General features: G+C 69.9%; 12 protein-coding genes. 3 read left to right on the top strand and 9 right to left on the bottom strand.

Annotated elements, in window-relative coordinates:
• Window positions 1–13: 13 nt before the first annotated feature.
• A complete protein-coding gene (gene hrcA / locus AAC691_RS14960) occupies window positions 14–1,081 on the bottom strand; it encodes a heat-inducible transcriptional repressor HrcA (RefSeq protein ID WP_176641317.1) in 1,068 nt (355 codons plus the stop codon).
• Window positions 1,082–1,298: 217 nt separating this feature from the next.
• Between hrcA and rph the strand changes: the two genes are divergently transcribed.
• From rph to AAC691_RS14945, 3 genes are read left to right on the top strand one after another with little or no spacing between them, the layout of a single operon-like run.
• Complete coding sequence (gene rph, locus AAC691_RS14955) at window positions 1,299–2,051, top strand: ribonuclease PH (protein ID WP_342627475.1); 753 nt, start codon at window positions 1,299–1,301, stop codon at window positions 2,049–2,051.
• A gap of 26 nt (window positions 2,052–2,077) precedes the next feature.
• Complete coding sequence (gene rdgB, locus AAC691_RS14950; RefSeq protein ID WP_323989200.1) at window positions 2,078–2,701, top strand: RdgB/HAM1 family non-canonical purine NTP pyrophosphatase; 624 nt, start codon at window positions 2,078–2,080, stop codon at window positions 2,699–2,701.
• Window positions 2,698–4,287 carry a hypothetical protein gene (locus AAC691_RS14945; RefSeq protein WP_342627474.1) on the top strand — a complete coding sequence of 530 codons (1,590 nt, stop codon included), beginning with the start codon at window positions 2,698–2,700 and terminating at the stop codon, window positions 4,285–4,287. Before rdgB ends, AAC691_RS14945 begins: the two co-directional genes overlap by 4 nt.
• A gap of 36 nt (window positions 4,288–4,323) precedes the next feature.
• On the opposite strand, the gene AAC691_RS14940 is transcribed toward AAC691_RS14945, so the two are convergent.
• The 8 genes from AAC691_RS14940 to nusA all read right to left on the bottom strand — a co-directional run bounded on the left by AAC691_RS14940 (window position 4,324) and on the right by nusA (window position 15,102).
• Entirely contained in the window at window positions 4,324–5,742 is a 1,419-nt protein-coding gene (locus AAC691_RS14940; protein WP_176641346.1) for a nitronate monooxygenase family protein, read from the bottom strand.
• Window positions 5,743–5,894: 152 nt separating this feature from the next.
• Window positions 5,895–8,036, bottom strand: coding sequence for a polyribonucleotide nucleotidyltransferase (gene pnp, locus AAC691_RS14935; RefSeq protein WP_323989202.1), 2,142 nt, complete (start codon window positions 8,034–8,036; stop codon window positions 5,895–5,897).
• Window positions 8,037–8,345: 309 nt separating this feature from the next.
• Window positions 8,346–8,615 (bottom strand): 30S ribosomal protein S15, encoded by a 270-nt coding sequence (gene rpsO / locus AAC691_RS14930; protein ID WP_176641329.1) that lies wholly within the window; start codon window positions 8,613–8,615, stop codon window positions 8,346–8,348.
• Window positions 8,616–8,637: 22 nt separating this feature from the next.
• Window positions 8,638–9,558 carry a tRNA pseudouridine(55) synthase TruB gene (gene truB, locus AAC691_RS14925; RefSeq protein ID WP_323989204.1) on the bottom strand — a complete coding sequence of 307 codons (921 nt, stop codon included), beginning with the start codon at window positions 9,556–9,558 and terminating at the stop codon, window positions 8,638–8,640.
• A 123-nt stretch (window positions 9,559–9,681) separates the two neighbouring features.
• A complete protein-coding gene (gene rbfA, locus AAC691_RS14920; RefSeq protein ID WP_176640866.1) occupies window positions 9,682–10,119 on the bottom strand; it encodes a 30S ribosome-binding factor RbfA in 438 nt (145 codons plus the stop codon).
• Window positions 10,116–12,824 (bottom strand): translation initiation factor IF-2, encoded by a 2,709-nt coding sequence (infB, locus tag AAC691_RS14915; protein ID WP_342627473.1) that lies wholly within the window; start codon window positions 12,822–12,824, stop codon window positions 10,116–10,118. Before infB ends, rbfA begins: the two co-directional genes overlap by 4 nt.
• Window positions 12,825–12,836: 12 nt before the next feature.
• Complete coding sequence (locus AAC691_RS14910) at window positions 12,837–13,520, bottom strand: RNA-binding protein (protein WP_342627472.1); 684 nt, start codon at window positions 13,518–13,520, stop codon at window positions 12,837–12,839.
• Window positions 13,521–13,551: 31 nt separating this feature from the next.
• Window positions 13,552–15,102 carry a transcription termination factor NusA gene (nusA, locus tag AAC691_RS14905; RefSeq protein WP_176640909.1) on the bottom strand — a complete coding sequence of 517 codons (1,551 nt, stop codon included), beginning with the start codon at window positions 15,100–15,102 and terminating at the stop codon, window positions 13,552–13,554.
• Between the last annotated feature and the right edge of the window lie 4 nt (window positions 15,103–15,106).

Here is a 15,106-nt window from a genome sequence, read left to right as displayed (position 1 = left end):
GGATGCCGGACCGTCAGCCCAGCATCCTGCCGATGACGCGCGCAGTATAATCCACCACCGGGATGATGCGCCCGTAATTGATGCGTGTGGGGCCGATCACCCCGATCGCGCCGACGATCCGGTTGCTGTCGGTCCGTGCCGGCGCCACCACCACCGACATGCCCGACAGGCCGAACAATCCGCTTTCCGCCCCGATGAAGATCCGCACGCCCTCGGATTCCTGCGCCAGTTCCAGCAGGCGCAGCATGGTTTCCTGCGTTTCCAGCCGGTCGAACAGCATCTGGATGGTCGACAGGCGCTCGATTTCCGTCACGTCGGCCAGCAGCCGCGCCTGCCCGCGCAGGAACAATGTGCCGCCGCGATCGGCTTCGCTCCAGGTCGCCAGGCCGCTGGCCACCACTTCGGCGGTCAAGTGGTGCAGTTCGCTGCGATTGGCCGCCATGTCGGCGCGCACATGGTCGCGCAGTGCCTCCAGCGTGCGGCCGGCCAGGTGGGCGTTCAGATAGTTCGCGGCCTCGACCAAGGCCGAGGGCGGCAGGCCCGGCGGAGTCTCGATCACCCGGTTCTCGACCTGTCCGTCCGCCCCGACCAGGACGACCAGCGCGCGGCCCGGGCCCAGCGCAACGAATTCGATATGCTTCACGGCCCCGTCGCTCTTGGGCGCCAGCACCAGCCCGGCGGCCGAGGACAGGCCCGACAACATCGACGACGCCTCGGACAGCATGTCCTGCAGCGAGCGGCCCCTGATCTCGAGCGCGCGGGTGATCGCATCGCGCTCGTCGTCGGCCAGGCTGCCGAACTGCAGCAATCCGTCGACGAACAGCCGCACCCCCTTTTCCGTCGGCAGCCGCCCGGCGGACGCATGGGGCGAGAACAGCAGCCCGGCCTCGGTCAGGTCGGCCATGACGTTGCGGATCGTCGCCGGCGACAGCGACAGCGGCAGCCGCCGCGACAGGGTGCGCGAGCCCACCGGCTCGCCGGTTTCCACATATTGCTCGACGATTTCGCGCAGGATCGCCGCCGAGCGTGCATCCAGTCCCGGCGGCAGGGCGGGGCGCGAGACCGGCAGACCCAGATCCATATTCCTTGTCCTCCTTGGCGCCCGGACAGAACGATCGGCATAAATCTGGCGCGCCGGCGCGCGCGTGACAAGAACGGAGGGGAAATGTGACGGGGGAACGTGACGGGAAAGGAATGTGACGGGGAAGGAATGTAACGGGGACTGGCAATCGCCCCCAGGCTCGGGTTATCTCCGCCCGGTCACCGACACAAGCCCGCCGATCCGGAGAGCCGATCCCATGACCCCCCGCCCTTCGGGCCGCGCGCCCGACGCGATGCGCCCCGTTTCCATCGAGACGGGTTTCGCCCGCCACGCCGAAGGATCGGCCCTGATCCGCGTCGGCGGGACCGAGATCCTGTGCGCGGCCACCGTCGAATCGCGGGTGCCGCCCTTTCTGCGCGGCCAGGGCAAGGGCTGGGTGACCGCCGAATACGGCATGCTGCCGCGCGCGACCCACACCCGCGGCGGCCGCGAGGCGGCGAAGGGCAGGCAATCGGGCCGCACCCAGGAAATCCAGCGCCTGATCGGCCGTTCGCTGCGCGCGGTGGTGGATCTGGCGGCGTTGGGCGAGATGTCGATCACCGTCGATTGCGACGTGCTGAACGCCGATGGCGGCACGCGCTGCGCCGCGATCACCGGGGGCTGGGTCGCGTTGCGCCTGGCCCTGGACAAGCTGGTGCGCAACCGGGTGCTGGCCCGGTTGCCGCTGCGGGCCCAGGTCGCCGCGGTCTCCTGCGGGCTGACGCAAGCCGGCCCGGTGCTGGACCTGGATTACGACGAGGACAGCACCGCCGCCGCCGACGCCAATTTCGTGCTGACCGAAACCGGCGGCATCGTCGAAATCCAGGGCACGGCGGAACATGCGCCGTTCTCGCAGGCGCAGTTCGAGGCCCTGCTGGCCCTGGCGCAAGCCGGCACCGTGCCGTTGTTCGCGGCCCAGCGCGCAGCGGTCGATGCTGCCCTGGGGGCCCCGCCGCCGGAAACCCCCTGAATAGCGGCCCGAACGGAGTCACCCCGATGACGATATCCGACACGCGTCGCCTGGCCGCCGGCGACACGCTGGTCCTGGCCAGCCACAATGCCGGCAAGCTGGCCGAATTCTCCGCCCTGCTGGCCGGTCACGGCGTCACCCTGGTATCGGCCGGGCAGCTCGGCCTGCCCGAACCCGAGGAAACCGCCGACAGCTTCGCCGGCAATGCGGCGCTGAAGGCGCGGGCCGCCGCCACGGCCAGCAACCTGCCGGCCCTGGCCGACGATTCCGGCCTGTGCGTCGCGGCCCTGGACGGCGCGCCCGGCATCTATTCCGCCCGCTGGGCCGGCCCGGCGAAGGATTTCCCCGCCGCCATGGCGCGCATCCATGCCGGCATCGGCGGCAATCCGGACCGCGCGGCCTGGTTCATCTCGGTCCTCTGCCTGGCCTGGCCGGACGGCACGCTGCGTACCTTCGAGGGCCGGATCGACGGCCGGATCGCCTGGCCGCCGCGCGGCGGCAACGGCCACGGCTACGACCCGGTCTTTCAGCCCGTGGGCGAGGCACGCACCTTTGCCGAGATGCCCGAGGCCGAGAAGAACGCGATCAGCCACCGCGCCCTGGCCTTCGTCCGGTTCCGTGACGATTGCCTGCCGCCGGCCCATCCGTGACGGCACCCGCCGACGCCCCGCGTGCGGCGGGTGATGCGGCGCTTCGCGCGGCCGGCGGCCCGCTCGCACGGCTGGCCGGCCTGTCCGGGCTGGCGCGGCTGCTGCCGCCCGGCGTCCTGCTGCTGGCTTTGCTGCTGACGGCGCCGCTGCTGGCGCTGCCCGACCATGTCTCGACGAACTATAACGAGGGCTGGAACGCCTATCTGGCGCTGCGGGCCCTGGCGCACGATCCGGCACGGCCGCTCTATCCGCCGCCGGGCAGCATGGTGTTCAATAACTACCCACCGCTGTCCTTTCCGCTGGTGGGCCTGCTGGGCAGGCTGACCGGCGACATGATCGTGGCCGGCCGGATCGTCGCCCTGGCCGCGCTGCTGGCCGGCGGCGCCCTGGTCGCGTGCTGCGTCCGGCGGATGGGCGGCCGGCGGGACGCGGCCCTGGCGGCCGGACTGATGCTGCCGCTTTTCGTCTGCACCGGGTTTTCCGCCTATGTCGGGATCGACGACCCGCAATGGCTGGCCCATGCCCTGATGCTGGGGGGGCTTGCCGTCCTGCTCGGCGGTCCGCGTCCGGCCGCGCCGTCGGTCCGCCGCGCCGTCCTGGCGGCGCTGCTGGTCGCGGCCGGCGGGTTTGTGAAACATAACCTGATCGCCCTGCCGCTGGCCGCCACCGCCTGGCTGGCCTGGCATGACCGGCGGGCCCTGGCGGCGTGGTGCGGCGCCGGGCTTGTCGCGGTGCTGGGGGGCTTTGCGCTGGCGCGCTGGCTGTACGGCCCTGCCTTCCTGACCGACCTGCTGCATCATGACCGGGTCCTGTCGGCGCGCCAGGTCCTGGACGGGGTGGCCAAATTGCCGGCCATGGCCGGCCCGCTGCTGGCGGCCGGGCTGCTCTGGCTGCGTCCGGCCCCCGGCGGGGGCGGCACGCCGGCGGGGCGGGGCCGCGTGCTGGTCCTGTTGTTCCTGGCCCTGGCGCTGGTGACGGGACTGGCCCAGCGCCTGGGCGACGGCGTCAATTACAACGCGCAGTTCGAGACCCTGATCGCCGCCTGCCTGGCGACGGGGCTGGTCCTGGCGCGCGACCCGGCGGATGGGCGGTTCTGGCGGCTGGGCTTCGGACGGCTGGGCTTCGGGCGCTGGCGCCTGTCCCCGGCGCGGCTGGCGCTGGTCGCCGCCATGCCGGCCCTGGCGATCGCGCCGTTTCGCCTGGCGCACGACCTGGACGCCGTCCGCGCCCGGCCCGCCGAGACCGGGCAATGGCAGGCGGCGATCGGCCGGCTGCGCGCCGCGCCGGGGCCGGCCGCCTGCGAAACGCTGGCCCTGTGCTATTGGGCCGGCAAGGACGAGACGGTCGATTTCTTCAACCTGACCCAGGCCATGCTGGTCGGGCGGCAGACCTTTCCGCTGGACGCGATGGCCGGGCGGCATGTCTTCGGGCTGGTCGAACTCAATATGGCCGGCGGACGCCATCGCGAGGCCCTGGCCCAGCGCGGCCGCGACCCGGTGGACGCGCCGCTTCGCGCGGCGGGCTATGTTCCGCTGTTCGCCGGCCCGGACAGGACTGTGTTCCTGGCGCCGCCCCCGGTGCGCTGAGCCTTCGAGGCGAGGCGAGGCGAGGGCGCCGCGCGATCAGCGTCCGGTCAGGATCTGCGCGACGAGCTGGCCGACCGTCGGCACGAAGCCGTCGGCATAGAACGGGTCGGTGGCGAAGCGCCACGCATTGGTGCCGCCGAACATCAGGTTGTCGTCCATCGCCGCCTCGGCGTCGTCCCCGTGGGCGTGGGCGATCGTCTGCAATGTCTTCTGGATGCAGAACGAGCGCGGATCGGCCTTGTGCCCGTTGGTGAAGTCCGGCCCGCGCTGGCTCCAGTTCGAGAAGCGGCATTCCGACAGGCAGCCCATGCAGGCCACCTGGTCGGCCAGGATCTCGCGCGCCTGGTCCCGGGTCACGAAGATCAGGGTGGAGTCCGGCGTGCGCATTGCCTCGGTGAAGCCCTGGGATTCCCACAGGCGGACATGCTCGCGGTCGGCCTCGGTCATGAAGACCTGGCGGGCCCGCGCCCCCACGCCATAGGACGCGGTATGCTCGCCGACCGGTTCGGTCGAATAGGCGACCTGGCGTTCGGAGCGCGCCTGCAATTCCCGCAGGAACGGGTTGTTCACCGCCGAGGAATAGAATCCGGTGGGCGAGAAGCGGTTGAGGAACACATCCCCCTTCTTGAGCGTGCGCAGCCTGCGCTTCCACGCCTCGGGGATCGGGCTCTCGCGGGTCAGCAGCGGCCTGGTGCCGAACTGGAAGGCGATCGGCCCCAGTTCCGGATTGTCGATCCAGTCCTGCCATTCCTCCAGCCACCACACGCCGCCGGCCATGATGATCGGCGTGTCGTGCAGGCCGAACTGGCGCATCAGCCTGCGCAGTTCCAGCACGCGCGGCATCGGGTCCTCGGGCGTGCGCGGATCCTCGGTGTTCGACAGGCCGTTATGGCCGCCGGCCCGCCAGGGGTCTTCGTACACCACGCCGCCCAGCAGGTCCGACGTCTTGTGGAAGGACCGTTTCCACAGCGCGTTGAAGGCCCGCGCCGAGGATACGATCGGGTAGTAATGGATGCCGAACGTCGCCGCGATCTCGGACAGGCGATAGGGCATGCCCGCCCCGCAGGTCAGGCCGTGGATCAGGCCCGGCGCGCCTTCCAGCACGCCGCTGATCACGCGCTCGGCCGCGCCCATTTCCCACAGGATGTTGGCATGGACGCGCCCGCGCCCGCCGGACACCTCGTGGGCGATGCGGGCCTGGGCGATGCCGCCGCGAATGGCGTATTCCACCAGTTCCTCATGCCGCTCGCGCCGGGTGCGGCCATGATAGACCTGCGGCACCGGCCGGCCTTCGGCATCGTAGGAATCGGCATTGACGATCGACACCGTGCCGGCGCCTCCCGCCGCCGCCCAGTGCCCGGATGATATGCCGGTCGACACCGACACGCCCTTTCCGCCCTCGACCAGCGGCAGGACATCCACCCCGCCCATCCGGATCGCATTGATCGCCTTCATCATTACCCTATCGTCATCGCGCCGGCGGAAGCGGCCGGCGCCTGGTAGCCATGGCCCTTACGGGGCTGATATGGGGCGCCCCATACGGAACGGACAGCCGCGCGGCGGCGGCGCGGACCCGTCGTCCGGCCGCCGCGCCCGGCCCGCCGTACTCAGCGTGCCGGCGGACGGCCCGGCTTGGCGCCCACGGTCTCGGTGATGTCGGCGCCGGTTTCCTGATCGACCACCCGCATCGACAGCTTCACCTTGCCGCGATCGTCGAAGCCCAGGACCTTCACCTTCACCACGTCGCCCTGGTTGACCACGTCGGTGGTCTTCGCCACCCGGCCCTGCGACAGTTCCGAAATATGGACCAGGCCGTCGCGCGCGCCCAGGAAGTTCACGAACGCGCCGAAATCGGCGGTCTTGACCACCTTGCCGGTATAGATCGCCCCCAGTTCGGGCTCGGCCACGATGCCGCGGATCCGCTCGATCGCCTTGGCGGCCTGATCTTCGGACGTGGCGGCGATCATGATCGTGCCGTCGTCGTTGATGTCGATCTTCGCACCCGAATATTCAACGATCTCGCGGATCACCTTTCCGCCCTGGCCGATCACGTCGCGGATCTTTTCCTTGGGCACGGAGATCGTGGTGATCTTCGGCGCCGAGGCCGAGACGTCGGCGCGGCCTTCGGTCAGCGCCTTGGCCATCTCGCCCAGGATGTGCAGCCGGCCCTCGCGCGCCTGTTCCAGCGCGATCTTCATGATCTCGGGCGTGATCGAGGTGATCTTGATGTCCATCTGCAGCGAGGTGACGCCCAGCTCGGTGCCCGCGACCTTGAAGTCCATGTCGCCCAGGTGATCCTCATCCCCCAGGATGTCGGACAGCACGGCGAAACCGCGATCTTCCTTGATCAGCCCCATGGCGATGCCGGCCACCGGGCGGCGCAGCGGCACGCCGGCATCCATCAGCGCCAGCGAGGTGCCGCACACCGTGGCCATCGAGGACGACCCGTTGCTCTCGGTGATCTCGGAGACGATGCGCATCGTGTAGGGGAAGGCGTCCTTGCCGGGCAGCAGCGGATGCACCGCGCGCCAGGCCAGCTTGCCGTGCCCGATCTCGCGCCGGCCGGGCGAGCCCATGCGGCCGCACTCGCCCACCGAATAAGGCGGGAAATTATAGTGCAGCATGAAATTGGTGCGGTATTCGCCTTCCAGCGCGTCGATCACCTGCTCGTCCTGGGCGGTGCCCAGCGTGGCGACGACCAGGGCCTGGGTCTCGCCGCGGGTGAACAGGGCCGAGCCATGGGCGCGCGGCAGGATGCCGACCTCGGACACGATCGGGCGGACCGTCTTCAGGTCGCGCCCGTCGATGCGCAGGCCGGTATCCAGCACGGCGCTGCGCACCACGTCGGCTTCCAGCTCCTTCAGCATCGGCTTGGCCGCGTCGGCGTTCAGGCCTTCCGCCGCCAGGCCGGCCAGCACGGCCTCCTTCGCGGCGCCGACCTTCTTGTAGCGCTCCTGCTTCACGCGCTCCTGATAGGCGGCGGCGATCGCCGCGCGGCCCAGCGCGTCGACCCGCTGCTGCAGCGCGATTTCCTCGGCCGTCGGCTCGGCCAGGTCCCACGGCGCCTTCGCCGCGTGCTCGGCCAGCGCGATGATGGCGTCGATCACCGGCTGGAAGGCCGCATGACCGAAGGTCACGGCGCCCAGCATCACCTCTTCGCTCAGCTCGCCCGCCTCGGACTCGACCATCAGCACGCCTTCCGACGTCCCGGCGACCACCAGGTCCAGCGCGCTGTCCTTCATTTCGGCCAGGGTCGGGTTCAGCACATATTCGCCGTTCAGGTGGCCGACGCGGCAGGCCGCGACGGGGCCGAAGAACGGAATGCCCGACAGGGTCAGCGCCGCCGAGCAGCCGACCAGCGCGGCGATGGCCGGGTCATTCTCCAGGTCGTGGCTCAGCACGGTGGCGACGACCTGGACCTCGTTGCGGAAATTGTCGGGGAACAGCGGGCGGATCGGACGGTCGATCAAGCGCGAATTCAGCACCTCGATCTCGGACGGACGGCCTTCGCGCTTGAAGAAACCGCCCGGAATCTTGCCGGCGGCGAACGCCTTTTCCTGGTAATTGACGGTCAGCGGGAAGAAATCCTGCCCCGGCTTGACGCTCTTGGCGCCGACGGCGGTGCATAGCACCACCGTGTCGCCGTAGGTCACGACGACGGCGCCGTCGGCCTGGCGGGCGATCTTGCCCGTCTCCAGCACCAGCGGACGTCCGCCCCAGTCGATTTCCTTGCGATAATAATTGAACATTCAGACATTCCCTGTCCGGCGGCCGGCCCGATGGGGTGGAAGGCCCCGGACGGAGGGAGAAGAAACAGCGTCTCGGACGGCATGGTGTGTGATGGTCGCCCACCAGAACGCCATGTGGCCTGAAACGCTGCGACCCGGTCCGGATGTCTCCACCGACATGGCGGCAGCATGTTGCCCCGGCCCACGATTGGGCAGGGGATGGCCGTTCCGGCCCGGCGGGGCAAAAGGGATCGGCCCCGCCGGCGGAACGCGCCGTGCGGCGGGGCGGCGGCCGTGCCCTGCGCGGCCGCCGCCCCGCCGCCCGTCAGATCAGCGACGCAGGCCCAGGCGGCCGATCAGGGCCTGGTACCGCGCCCCGTCCTTGCGCTTCAGATAATCCAGCAGGCCGCGACGGCGGCCGACCATCATCAGCAGACCGCGGCGCGAATGGAAATCCTTCGCGTGGGTCTTCAGGTGCTCGGTCAGGTTGTTGATCCGTTCGGTCAGCAGCGCGACCTGGACCTCCGGCGAGCCGGTATCCTGGGCGGCGGTCTGATATTCGCCGATCAGCGTCGTGCGGCGTTCTGCGGTAATCGACATCGTGTTCTCCATTCACATGCGGTTAAAGCATACGGTCCGGGCGCAGCCAGCCATCCTCCAGCCGGCAGAGCCCGATCACCCGCTTCCCGTCCATTCCCCGCGCGATCCCGCCCGCGGGATCGACGGCGTCCGGAATCCGCCCCATCAGGTCGAGCAGGCTGATCGCCCGCCCGTGTGACAGGGCATCCGCTTCTTCGTGGGTCAGGGCCAGCGCCGGGATGTCGGCCAGCGCGGTCGCGACCGGAAGCAGCAGATCCGGTGAAGCAGGCGCGTTGTCGTCGCTTGTCGCTATTTTGTCCAGCTTAATTGCATCCGCCTCGGAAAATGGACCGACCCGCAGCCGGCGCAGGGCCGCCACGTGGCCCACCGTGCCGCAGGCCCGGGCGATGTCGCGCGCCAGCGAACGCATATAGACGCCCTTGCCGGACTCCACCTCGAAGATCGCGGTGTCGGCGTCCGGCCGGGCCACCAGCTCGAACCGGTCGACCCTGGCCGGCCGGGGCGGCAGATCCGGCGCGCGCCCGTCGCGCGCCATGTCGTAGGCGCGCTCTCCCGCCACCTTGATGGCCGAGAAGACCGGCGGCACCTGCATGATGTCGCCGCGAAAGGCCGGCAGGGCGTCGCGGAACTGCGCGTCGGTGGGGCGCACGTCCGAGGTCGCGGTCACCACGCCGTCGGCATCGTCGGAATCCCGCGCCTCGCCCAGCCGCAGGGTGAACTGGTAGCGCTTGGTCCCGTCCATGATATAGGGCACCGTCTTGGTGGCCGCGCCGAAGGCCACGGGCAGCAGCCCGGTCGCCAGCGGGTCCAGCGTGCCGCCGTGCCCCGCCTTCTGGGCGTCGAACAGGCGCTTCACCCGGTTCACGATTTCGGTCGAGGTCATGCCCGACGGTTTGTCGATCACCAGCCAGCCATCGATCGCGCGTCCGCGCTTGCGTCGCATCAGACAGAACCTTTTTCAGAATTTGAGGAGGCGTGCGTGGGGACGCCGTGCATGTGAATGCCATTCCTGTGAATGCCATTCCCTGGGCGGGGTCGCCCGGCAATCCGTCGTTCGGGACGGATTTCAGTCCAGGTCGCGGGCCACGTCGGGATGGCGCAGCAGCGCATCGACTTCCATCGCGTAATCAAGCGCGGTATCGGGCTGGAAATGGATTTCGGGCGCCACCCGCAGCCGCAGCCCGGTGGACAAGCGCGAGCGCAGGAACGGCGCCACGCGCTTCAGCGCCGGCAGCAGGGTCTCGACGTCGCTGCGGCCCAGCCGGGCGACGAAGGCCGTGGCGTGCTTCAGGTCGGGTGAAATCCGCACCTCGGTCACGGTGATGCGGACATCGACCAGTTCGGGATCGCGGAATTCCGTCCGCGCGAACAGGTCAGCCAGCACGCGGCGCACCTCTTCGGCCACGCGCAACTGGCGCTGCGAGGGCCCCGAAGCAGGCTGGCCGGCGAGTTTCCCCGCCGGCCCCGCCGCATTCACCTTCCCGCGTGAGGAATGGCGGCTCATGCGGGCACAAGCTCCATTTCGTAGCATTCGACCATGTCGCCCTCGCGCAGGTCGTTATACCCGGCGAAGGACAGGCCGCATTCATAGCCGCGGGCCACTTCCTTGACGTCGTCCTTGAAGCGCTTGAGCTGGCTGAGCTCACCCTCATGGATGACGACGTTGTCACGCAGCAGGCGCACGCCGCAGCCGCGCTTGACCACGCCCTCGGTGACGTAGCAACCGGCGACCTTGCCGACCTTGGTGATGTCGAAGACCTTGCGGATCTCGGCATAGCCCAGGAACTTCTCGCGGTGCTTCGGCGCCACCTTGCCCTTGACCAGTTGCTCGACGTCGTCCGCCACCTGATAGATGATCGAGTAGTAGCGGATATCCACGCCCTCGCGCTGGGCCAGTTCGCGGGCCTGCGTCGTGGCGCGGACGTTGAACGCGACGATGACCGCGTCCGACGCCTTGGCCAACTGCACGTCGCTTTCGGTGATCTGGCCGACCCCGGCCGTCAGCACGCGGACCTTGACCTCCTCGTGCTCCAGCTTCAGCACCGTGGCCTGCAGCGCCTCGGCCGAGCCCTGGACGTCGGCCTTGATGACGACGGCGACTTCCTTCTGCGCGCCGGCCTGGATGCGGGCCAGCATCTGGTCCAGCGTGCCGCGCGCCGCGGTCTGCCCGGCCGCCATGCGGTCCTTGATCACCCGCTGGCGGAATTCCGAGATCTCGCGGGCGCGGTTCTCGTTCTCGACCACCACGAAGGGTTCGCCGGCACCCGGCACGCCGGCAATGCCCAGCACCTCGACCGGGGTTGCCGGGCCGGCGTCCTGCACCTGGCGGTTGCGGTCGTCCAGCATCGCGCGCACGCGGCCCCATTCGGCGCCCGCCACCACGATGTCGCCGCGCTTCAGCGTGCCCTTCTGCACCAGCACGGTCGCCACGGGCCCGCGCCCGCGATCCAGCCGGCTTTCGATCACCGAGCCTTCGGCGACGCGGTGCGGATTGGCGCGCAGGTCCAGGATTTCCGCCTGGAGCAGGATGGCTTCCTCCAGCTTGTCCAGCCCGGTGCGCTTCAGCGCCGAGACCTCGACATCCTGGGTGTCGCCGCCCATCGCTTCGACCACGATCTCGTGCGACAGCAGTTCCTGCCGCACCCGGTCCGGGTTGGCGCCGGGCTTGTCGCACTTGTTGATCGCCACCACGATCGGCGCGTGCGCCGCCTTGGCATGCTTGATGGCCTCGATCGTCTGGGGCATCACCCCGTCATCGGCCGCCACCACCAGCACCACCACGTCGGTCACCGACGCGCCGCGGGCGCGCATGGCGGTAAACGCCTCGTGACCCGGCGTGTCGATGAAGGTGATCCTGGCCCCGGAGGCCAGCGTAACCTGATAGGCGCCGATATGCTGGGTGATGCCGCCGGCCTCGGCCGCCGCCACGTCGGTGGTGCGCAGCGCGTCCAGCAGCGACGTCTTGCCGTGGTCGACATGGCCCATGACCGTGACGACCGGCGGACGCGGCTGCAGTTCCTCGGGCCGGTCCTCGATCCCTTCGATGCCGATCTCGACGTCGCTGTCGGCGACGCGGCGGACACGATGGCCGAATTCCTGCACCACCAGCTCGGCGGTGTCGGCGTCCAGCGACTGGGTCACCGTGGCCATCACGCCCATCTTCATCAGGGTCTTGATGACCTCGCCCTGGCGGGCCGCCATGCGGTTGGCCAGTTCCTGCACCGTGATCGTCTCGGGCAGCACGACGTCGCGCACCACACGCACCTGGTCCGAACGCAGGCGTTCCAGCTCCGCCTGGCGGCGCTCACGCTCGCGCTGGCGCCGGACCGAGGCCAGCGAACGCGTCTTGTCGTCATCCCCCTCGATCGCCGCCTGGACGTCGATACGGCCCGACCGGCGGCTGTCGCCGCCCTTCTTGGCCGTGGCGCCCGACGGCTTGCGGGACGGCGCGGCACCGCCGCCCGGACGGCGCGCGGGACGGCGTTCCTCGTCGCCCTCGGCGGCGCGGCCGGTGCGCAGGCGCAGCGTCTCGCCGGGCGCCTGCGGCGTGGCGGAGGCGGGCGCCGCCGGACGGCTGGGCGTTACCGGACGCGCCGGCATGATGGCGCGCTCGGCCAGCGGGCGCAGGCGTTCCATCGGCGGCGCCAGCGTCACCTCGCCGGGGATCGGCACCGCCGACACGACGGGGCCGCTGCCGGCCTGCGGCTCGACCTCGGGCTCGGGCCGCGGCCGGGCATGGCGCGCCACCTCGGCCTCGGCCCGCGCACGGGCGTCGGCCTCTTCCTGCTCGCGGGCCGCGTCCTCGGCGGCACGGCGGGCTTCTTCCTCGCGGCGGCGCGCTTCCTCGGCCGCCGACAGGATCATGATCTTTTCCTGCTCGCGCCGCTCCTGCTCGCGCCGGACGGCTTCCTGCCGCTGCTCGTCAAGGACGCGCTGGCGGGTGGCCAGCTCGGCCGCCGTCAGCGCCCGGCCGCCATTGCCGCCCCGTCCGCCGGCCCTGCCGCCGCCGGACGAACCGGAGCCGCTGCCCGCGGGGGCCGGACCGGGGCCGCGCTTCTTGCGCACCTCGACCTGCACCACCTTCGAACGACCATGGCTGAAACTCTGCCGCACGGAACCGGCGTCAACCGTCCGTCCGACATCCCTCCGGCCCGCCGGCCGCAGGGACAAGCGTCCCTTACCCTGATCCTGATCGTTGCCTTCGCTCATGTACCCGCCTGTTCACCCAAGTCCGGCGGATCGGTCCGCCAAACCCGGAACCGTCCTGCCGGACAGCCCCGCAAAACGTTCATTATCGACGCGGAAACGCCGTGCCAGCTCGCCATGCGACATCGCCGCATGCACGACATGGTCACGGCCGAATGCCGCCCCCAACGCCGCCGCCGTAGGAACAACCGCTACCGGAAGGTCCCGTGCGCCGGACAACAACCTCGTCCTCTCGTCCGGGCTGCCATCCTCGGCCTGAATGATCAGACCGGCGCGACCGCCCGCTATCCATTCCCGCACCTTGGCGAAGCCATAGGTCACCTGACCGGCCCGCCGTGCGAGTCCCACCGTCTCCATCATCCGGCGCACGAGCCCGGCTTCCAGGATCCTGTCCAGGTCGGGCGGGATTGTGACCTGTCCACGTGCGGCGCGTGCAAACGCCCCCCGTGTCCGGGCCGTTTCTAGCACATCCCGCCGGGCGCTCAACCAGATTCCCCGTCCGGGCAGACGCGCGGCCAGATCGGGGGTCAGAATCCGATCCGGCGAGACGACGAAACGCAGCATGGTCTCGGGCGCCGCCCGTTCGCGGGTGACGATGCAGCGGCGCAGCGGGGCGTGCCCGTTTTCCGTGCATTCGTCGTCGGCACATTCGTCCGCCCGTCCATCCTCCACGCCCCGGTCGCCGATCTCCGTCTCCATTCCCCGCACCGTCTCCGACCGCGGCGCCGCCTCAGGCGCCCGCCGCCTCTCCGCTCTCGGCGCCTTCTTCGGCACCGCCCTCGGTACCATCGAACCAATGGGCACGCGCCGCCATGATGATCTCGTTGGCCGCCTCCTCGTCGATCACGTCGCCGCCCAGGATCTCGACCAGTTCGTCGCCCGCCAAGTCGGCCAGGTCGTCGAGCGACTTCACGCCCTTCTCACCCAGCGTGACCAGCATCTGGTTCGAGAACACGCCCAGCACCGCGATGTCGTCCGAAACGCCCAGGCCGCGGCGCTTCTCGTCCAGCTCGTCCTCGCGGCGGGCCAGGAAGCCCTCGGCGCGGCGGACCAGCTCGCCGGCCACGTCCTCGTCGAACCCTTCGATCCCGGCCAGCTCGTCCGGGTCGGCATAGGCCAGTTCCTCGATCGTGTGGAAGCCCTCGGTCACCAGCAGGCCGGCGATGACGTCGTCCACGTCCAGCGCCTCGACGAACAGGCTGCTGCGGCGGCGGAATTCCTCCTGCCGGCGCTCGGATTCCTCGGCTTCGGTCAGGATGTCGATGTCCCAGCGGGTGAGCTGGCTGGCCAGGCGGACATTCTGCCCGCGGCGGCCGATCGCCAGGCTGAGCTGCTCGTCAGGCACCACCACCTCGACGCGGCCGGCTTCCTCATCCATCACCACCTTGGTCACTTCCGCCGGGGCCAGCGCGTTGACCACGAAGGTCGCGGCCTGCGGGCTCCAGGGGATGATGTCGATCTTCTCGCCCTGCAGTTCCTGCACCACCGCCTGCACGCGCGAGCCGCGCATGCCCACGCAGGCCCCGACCGGGTCGATCGACGCGTCGCGCGAGATCACCGCCATCTTGGCGCGCGAACCGGGATCGCGGGCCACGGCCTTGATCTCGATGATGCCGTCATAGATCTCGGGCACTTCCTGGGCGAACAGCTTGGCCAGGAAGGCAGGATGGGTGCGCGACAGGAAGATCTGCGGGCCCCGCGGCTCGTCACGCACGTCGTAGATATAGGCGCGCACGCGGTCCGAGTTGCGGAAGCTCTCGCGCGGGATCAGCTCGTCGCGGCGCAGCAGCGCCTCGGAATTGCCGATCTCGACCATCAGGTTGCCGTATTCGGTGCGCTTGACCGTGCCGTTCACGATTTCGCCCACACGGTCCTTGAACTCGTCGTACTGGCGCTTGCGCTCATATTCGCGCACCCGCTGGACAATGACCTGCTTGGCGGTCTGGGCGGCGATCCGGCCGAAATCGATCGGCGGCAGCGGGTCGATCAGATGCTCGCCCAACTGGATCTCGGGCTTGAACTTGCGCGCGATATGGAGCGGGATCTGCGTTTCCTCGTTCTCCACCACCTCGACCGCCTCGGTCCAGCGGGACAGCCGCACGTCGCCGCTCTTGCGGTCGATGGTGGCGCGGATGTCCTTCTCGTGCCCGTATTTCGCGCGGCCGGCCTTCTGGATGGCCTGCTCCATCGCTTCCAGAACCTCTTCCCGGTCGATCGACTTCTCGCGCGCGACGGCGTCGGCCACCAGCAGCAGTTCGGGACGGGAAACGGACGTGTCCATCAGG

It is taken from the genome of Nguyenibacter vanlangensis (assembly GCF_038719015.1).
Taxonomy (GTDB): domain Bacteria; phylum Pseudomonadota; class Alphaproteobacteria; order Acetobacterales; family Acetobacteraceae; genus Gluconacetobacter; species Gluconacetobacter vanlangensis.
This window is presented reverse-complemented; position numbering and strand designations above follow the sequence as displayed.

Bases quoted from the DNA above. Each gene is read 5' to 3' on its own strand.
- rph (WP_342627475.1), top strand. From the start codon at position 1,299: ATGACCCCCCGCCCTTCGGGCCGCGCGCCCGACGCGATGCGCCCCGTT.
- rbfA (WP_176640866.1), bottom strand. From the start codon at position 10,119: ATGAGCCGCCATTCCTCACGCGGGAAGGTGAATGCGGCGGGGCCGGCG.
- pnp (WP_323989202.1), bottom strand. From the start codon at position 8,036: ATGTTCAATTATTATCGCAAGGAAATCGACTGGGGCGGACGTCCGCTG.
- truB (WP_323989204.1), bottom strand. From the start codon at position 9,558: ATGCGACGCAAGCGCGGACGCGCGATCGATGGCTGGCTGGTGATCGAC.
- hrcA (WP_176641317.1), bottom strand. From the start codon at position 1,081: ATGGATCTGGGTCTGCCGGTCTCGCGCCCCGCCCTGCCGCCGGGACTG.
- AAC691_RS14940 (WP_176641346.1), bottom strand. From the start codon at position 5,742: ATGAAGGCGATCAATGCGATCCGGATGGGCGGGGTGGATGTCCTGCCG.
- nusA (WP_176640909.1), bottom strand. From the start codon at position 15,102: ATGGACACGTCCGTTTCCCGTCCCGAACTGCTGCTGGTGGCCGACGCC.
- AAC691_RS14910 (WP_342627472.1), bottom strand. From the start codon at position 13,520: ATGGAGACGGAGATCGGCGACCGGGGCGTGGAGGATGGACGGGCGGAC.
- rdgB (WP_323989200.1), top strand. From the start codon at position 2,078: ATGACGATATCCGACACGCGTCGCCTGGCCGCCGGCGACACGCTGGTC.
- infB (WP_342627473.1), bottom strand. From the start codon at position 12,824: ATGAGCGAAGGCAACGATCAGGATCAGGGTAAGGGACGCTTGTCCCTG.
- rpsO (WP_176641329.1), bottom strand. From the start codon at position 8,615: ATGTCGATTACCGCAGAACGCCGCACGACGCTGATCGGCGAATATCAG.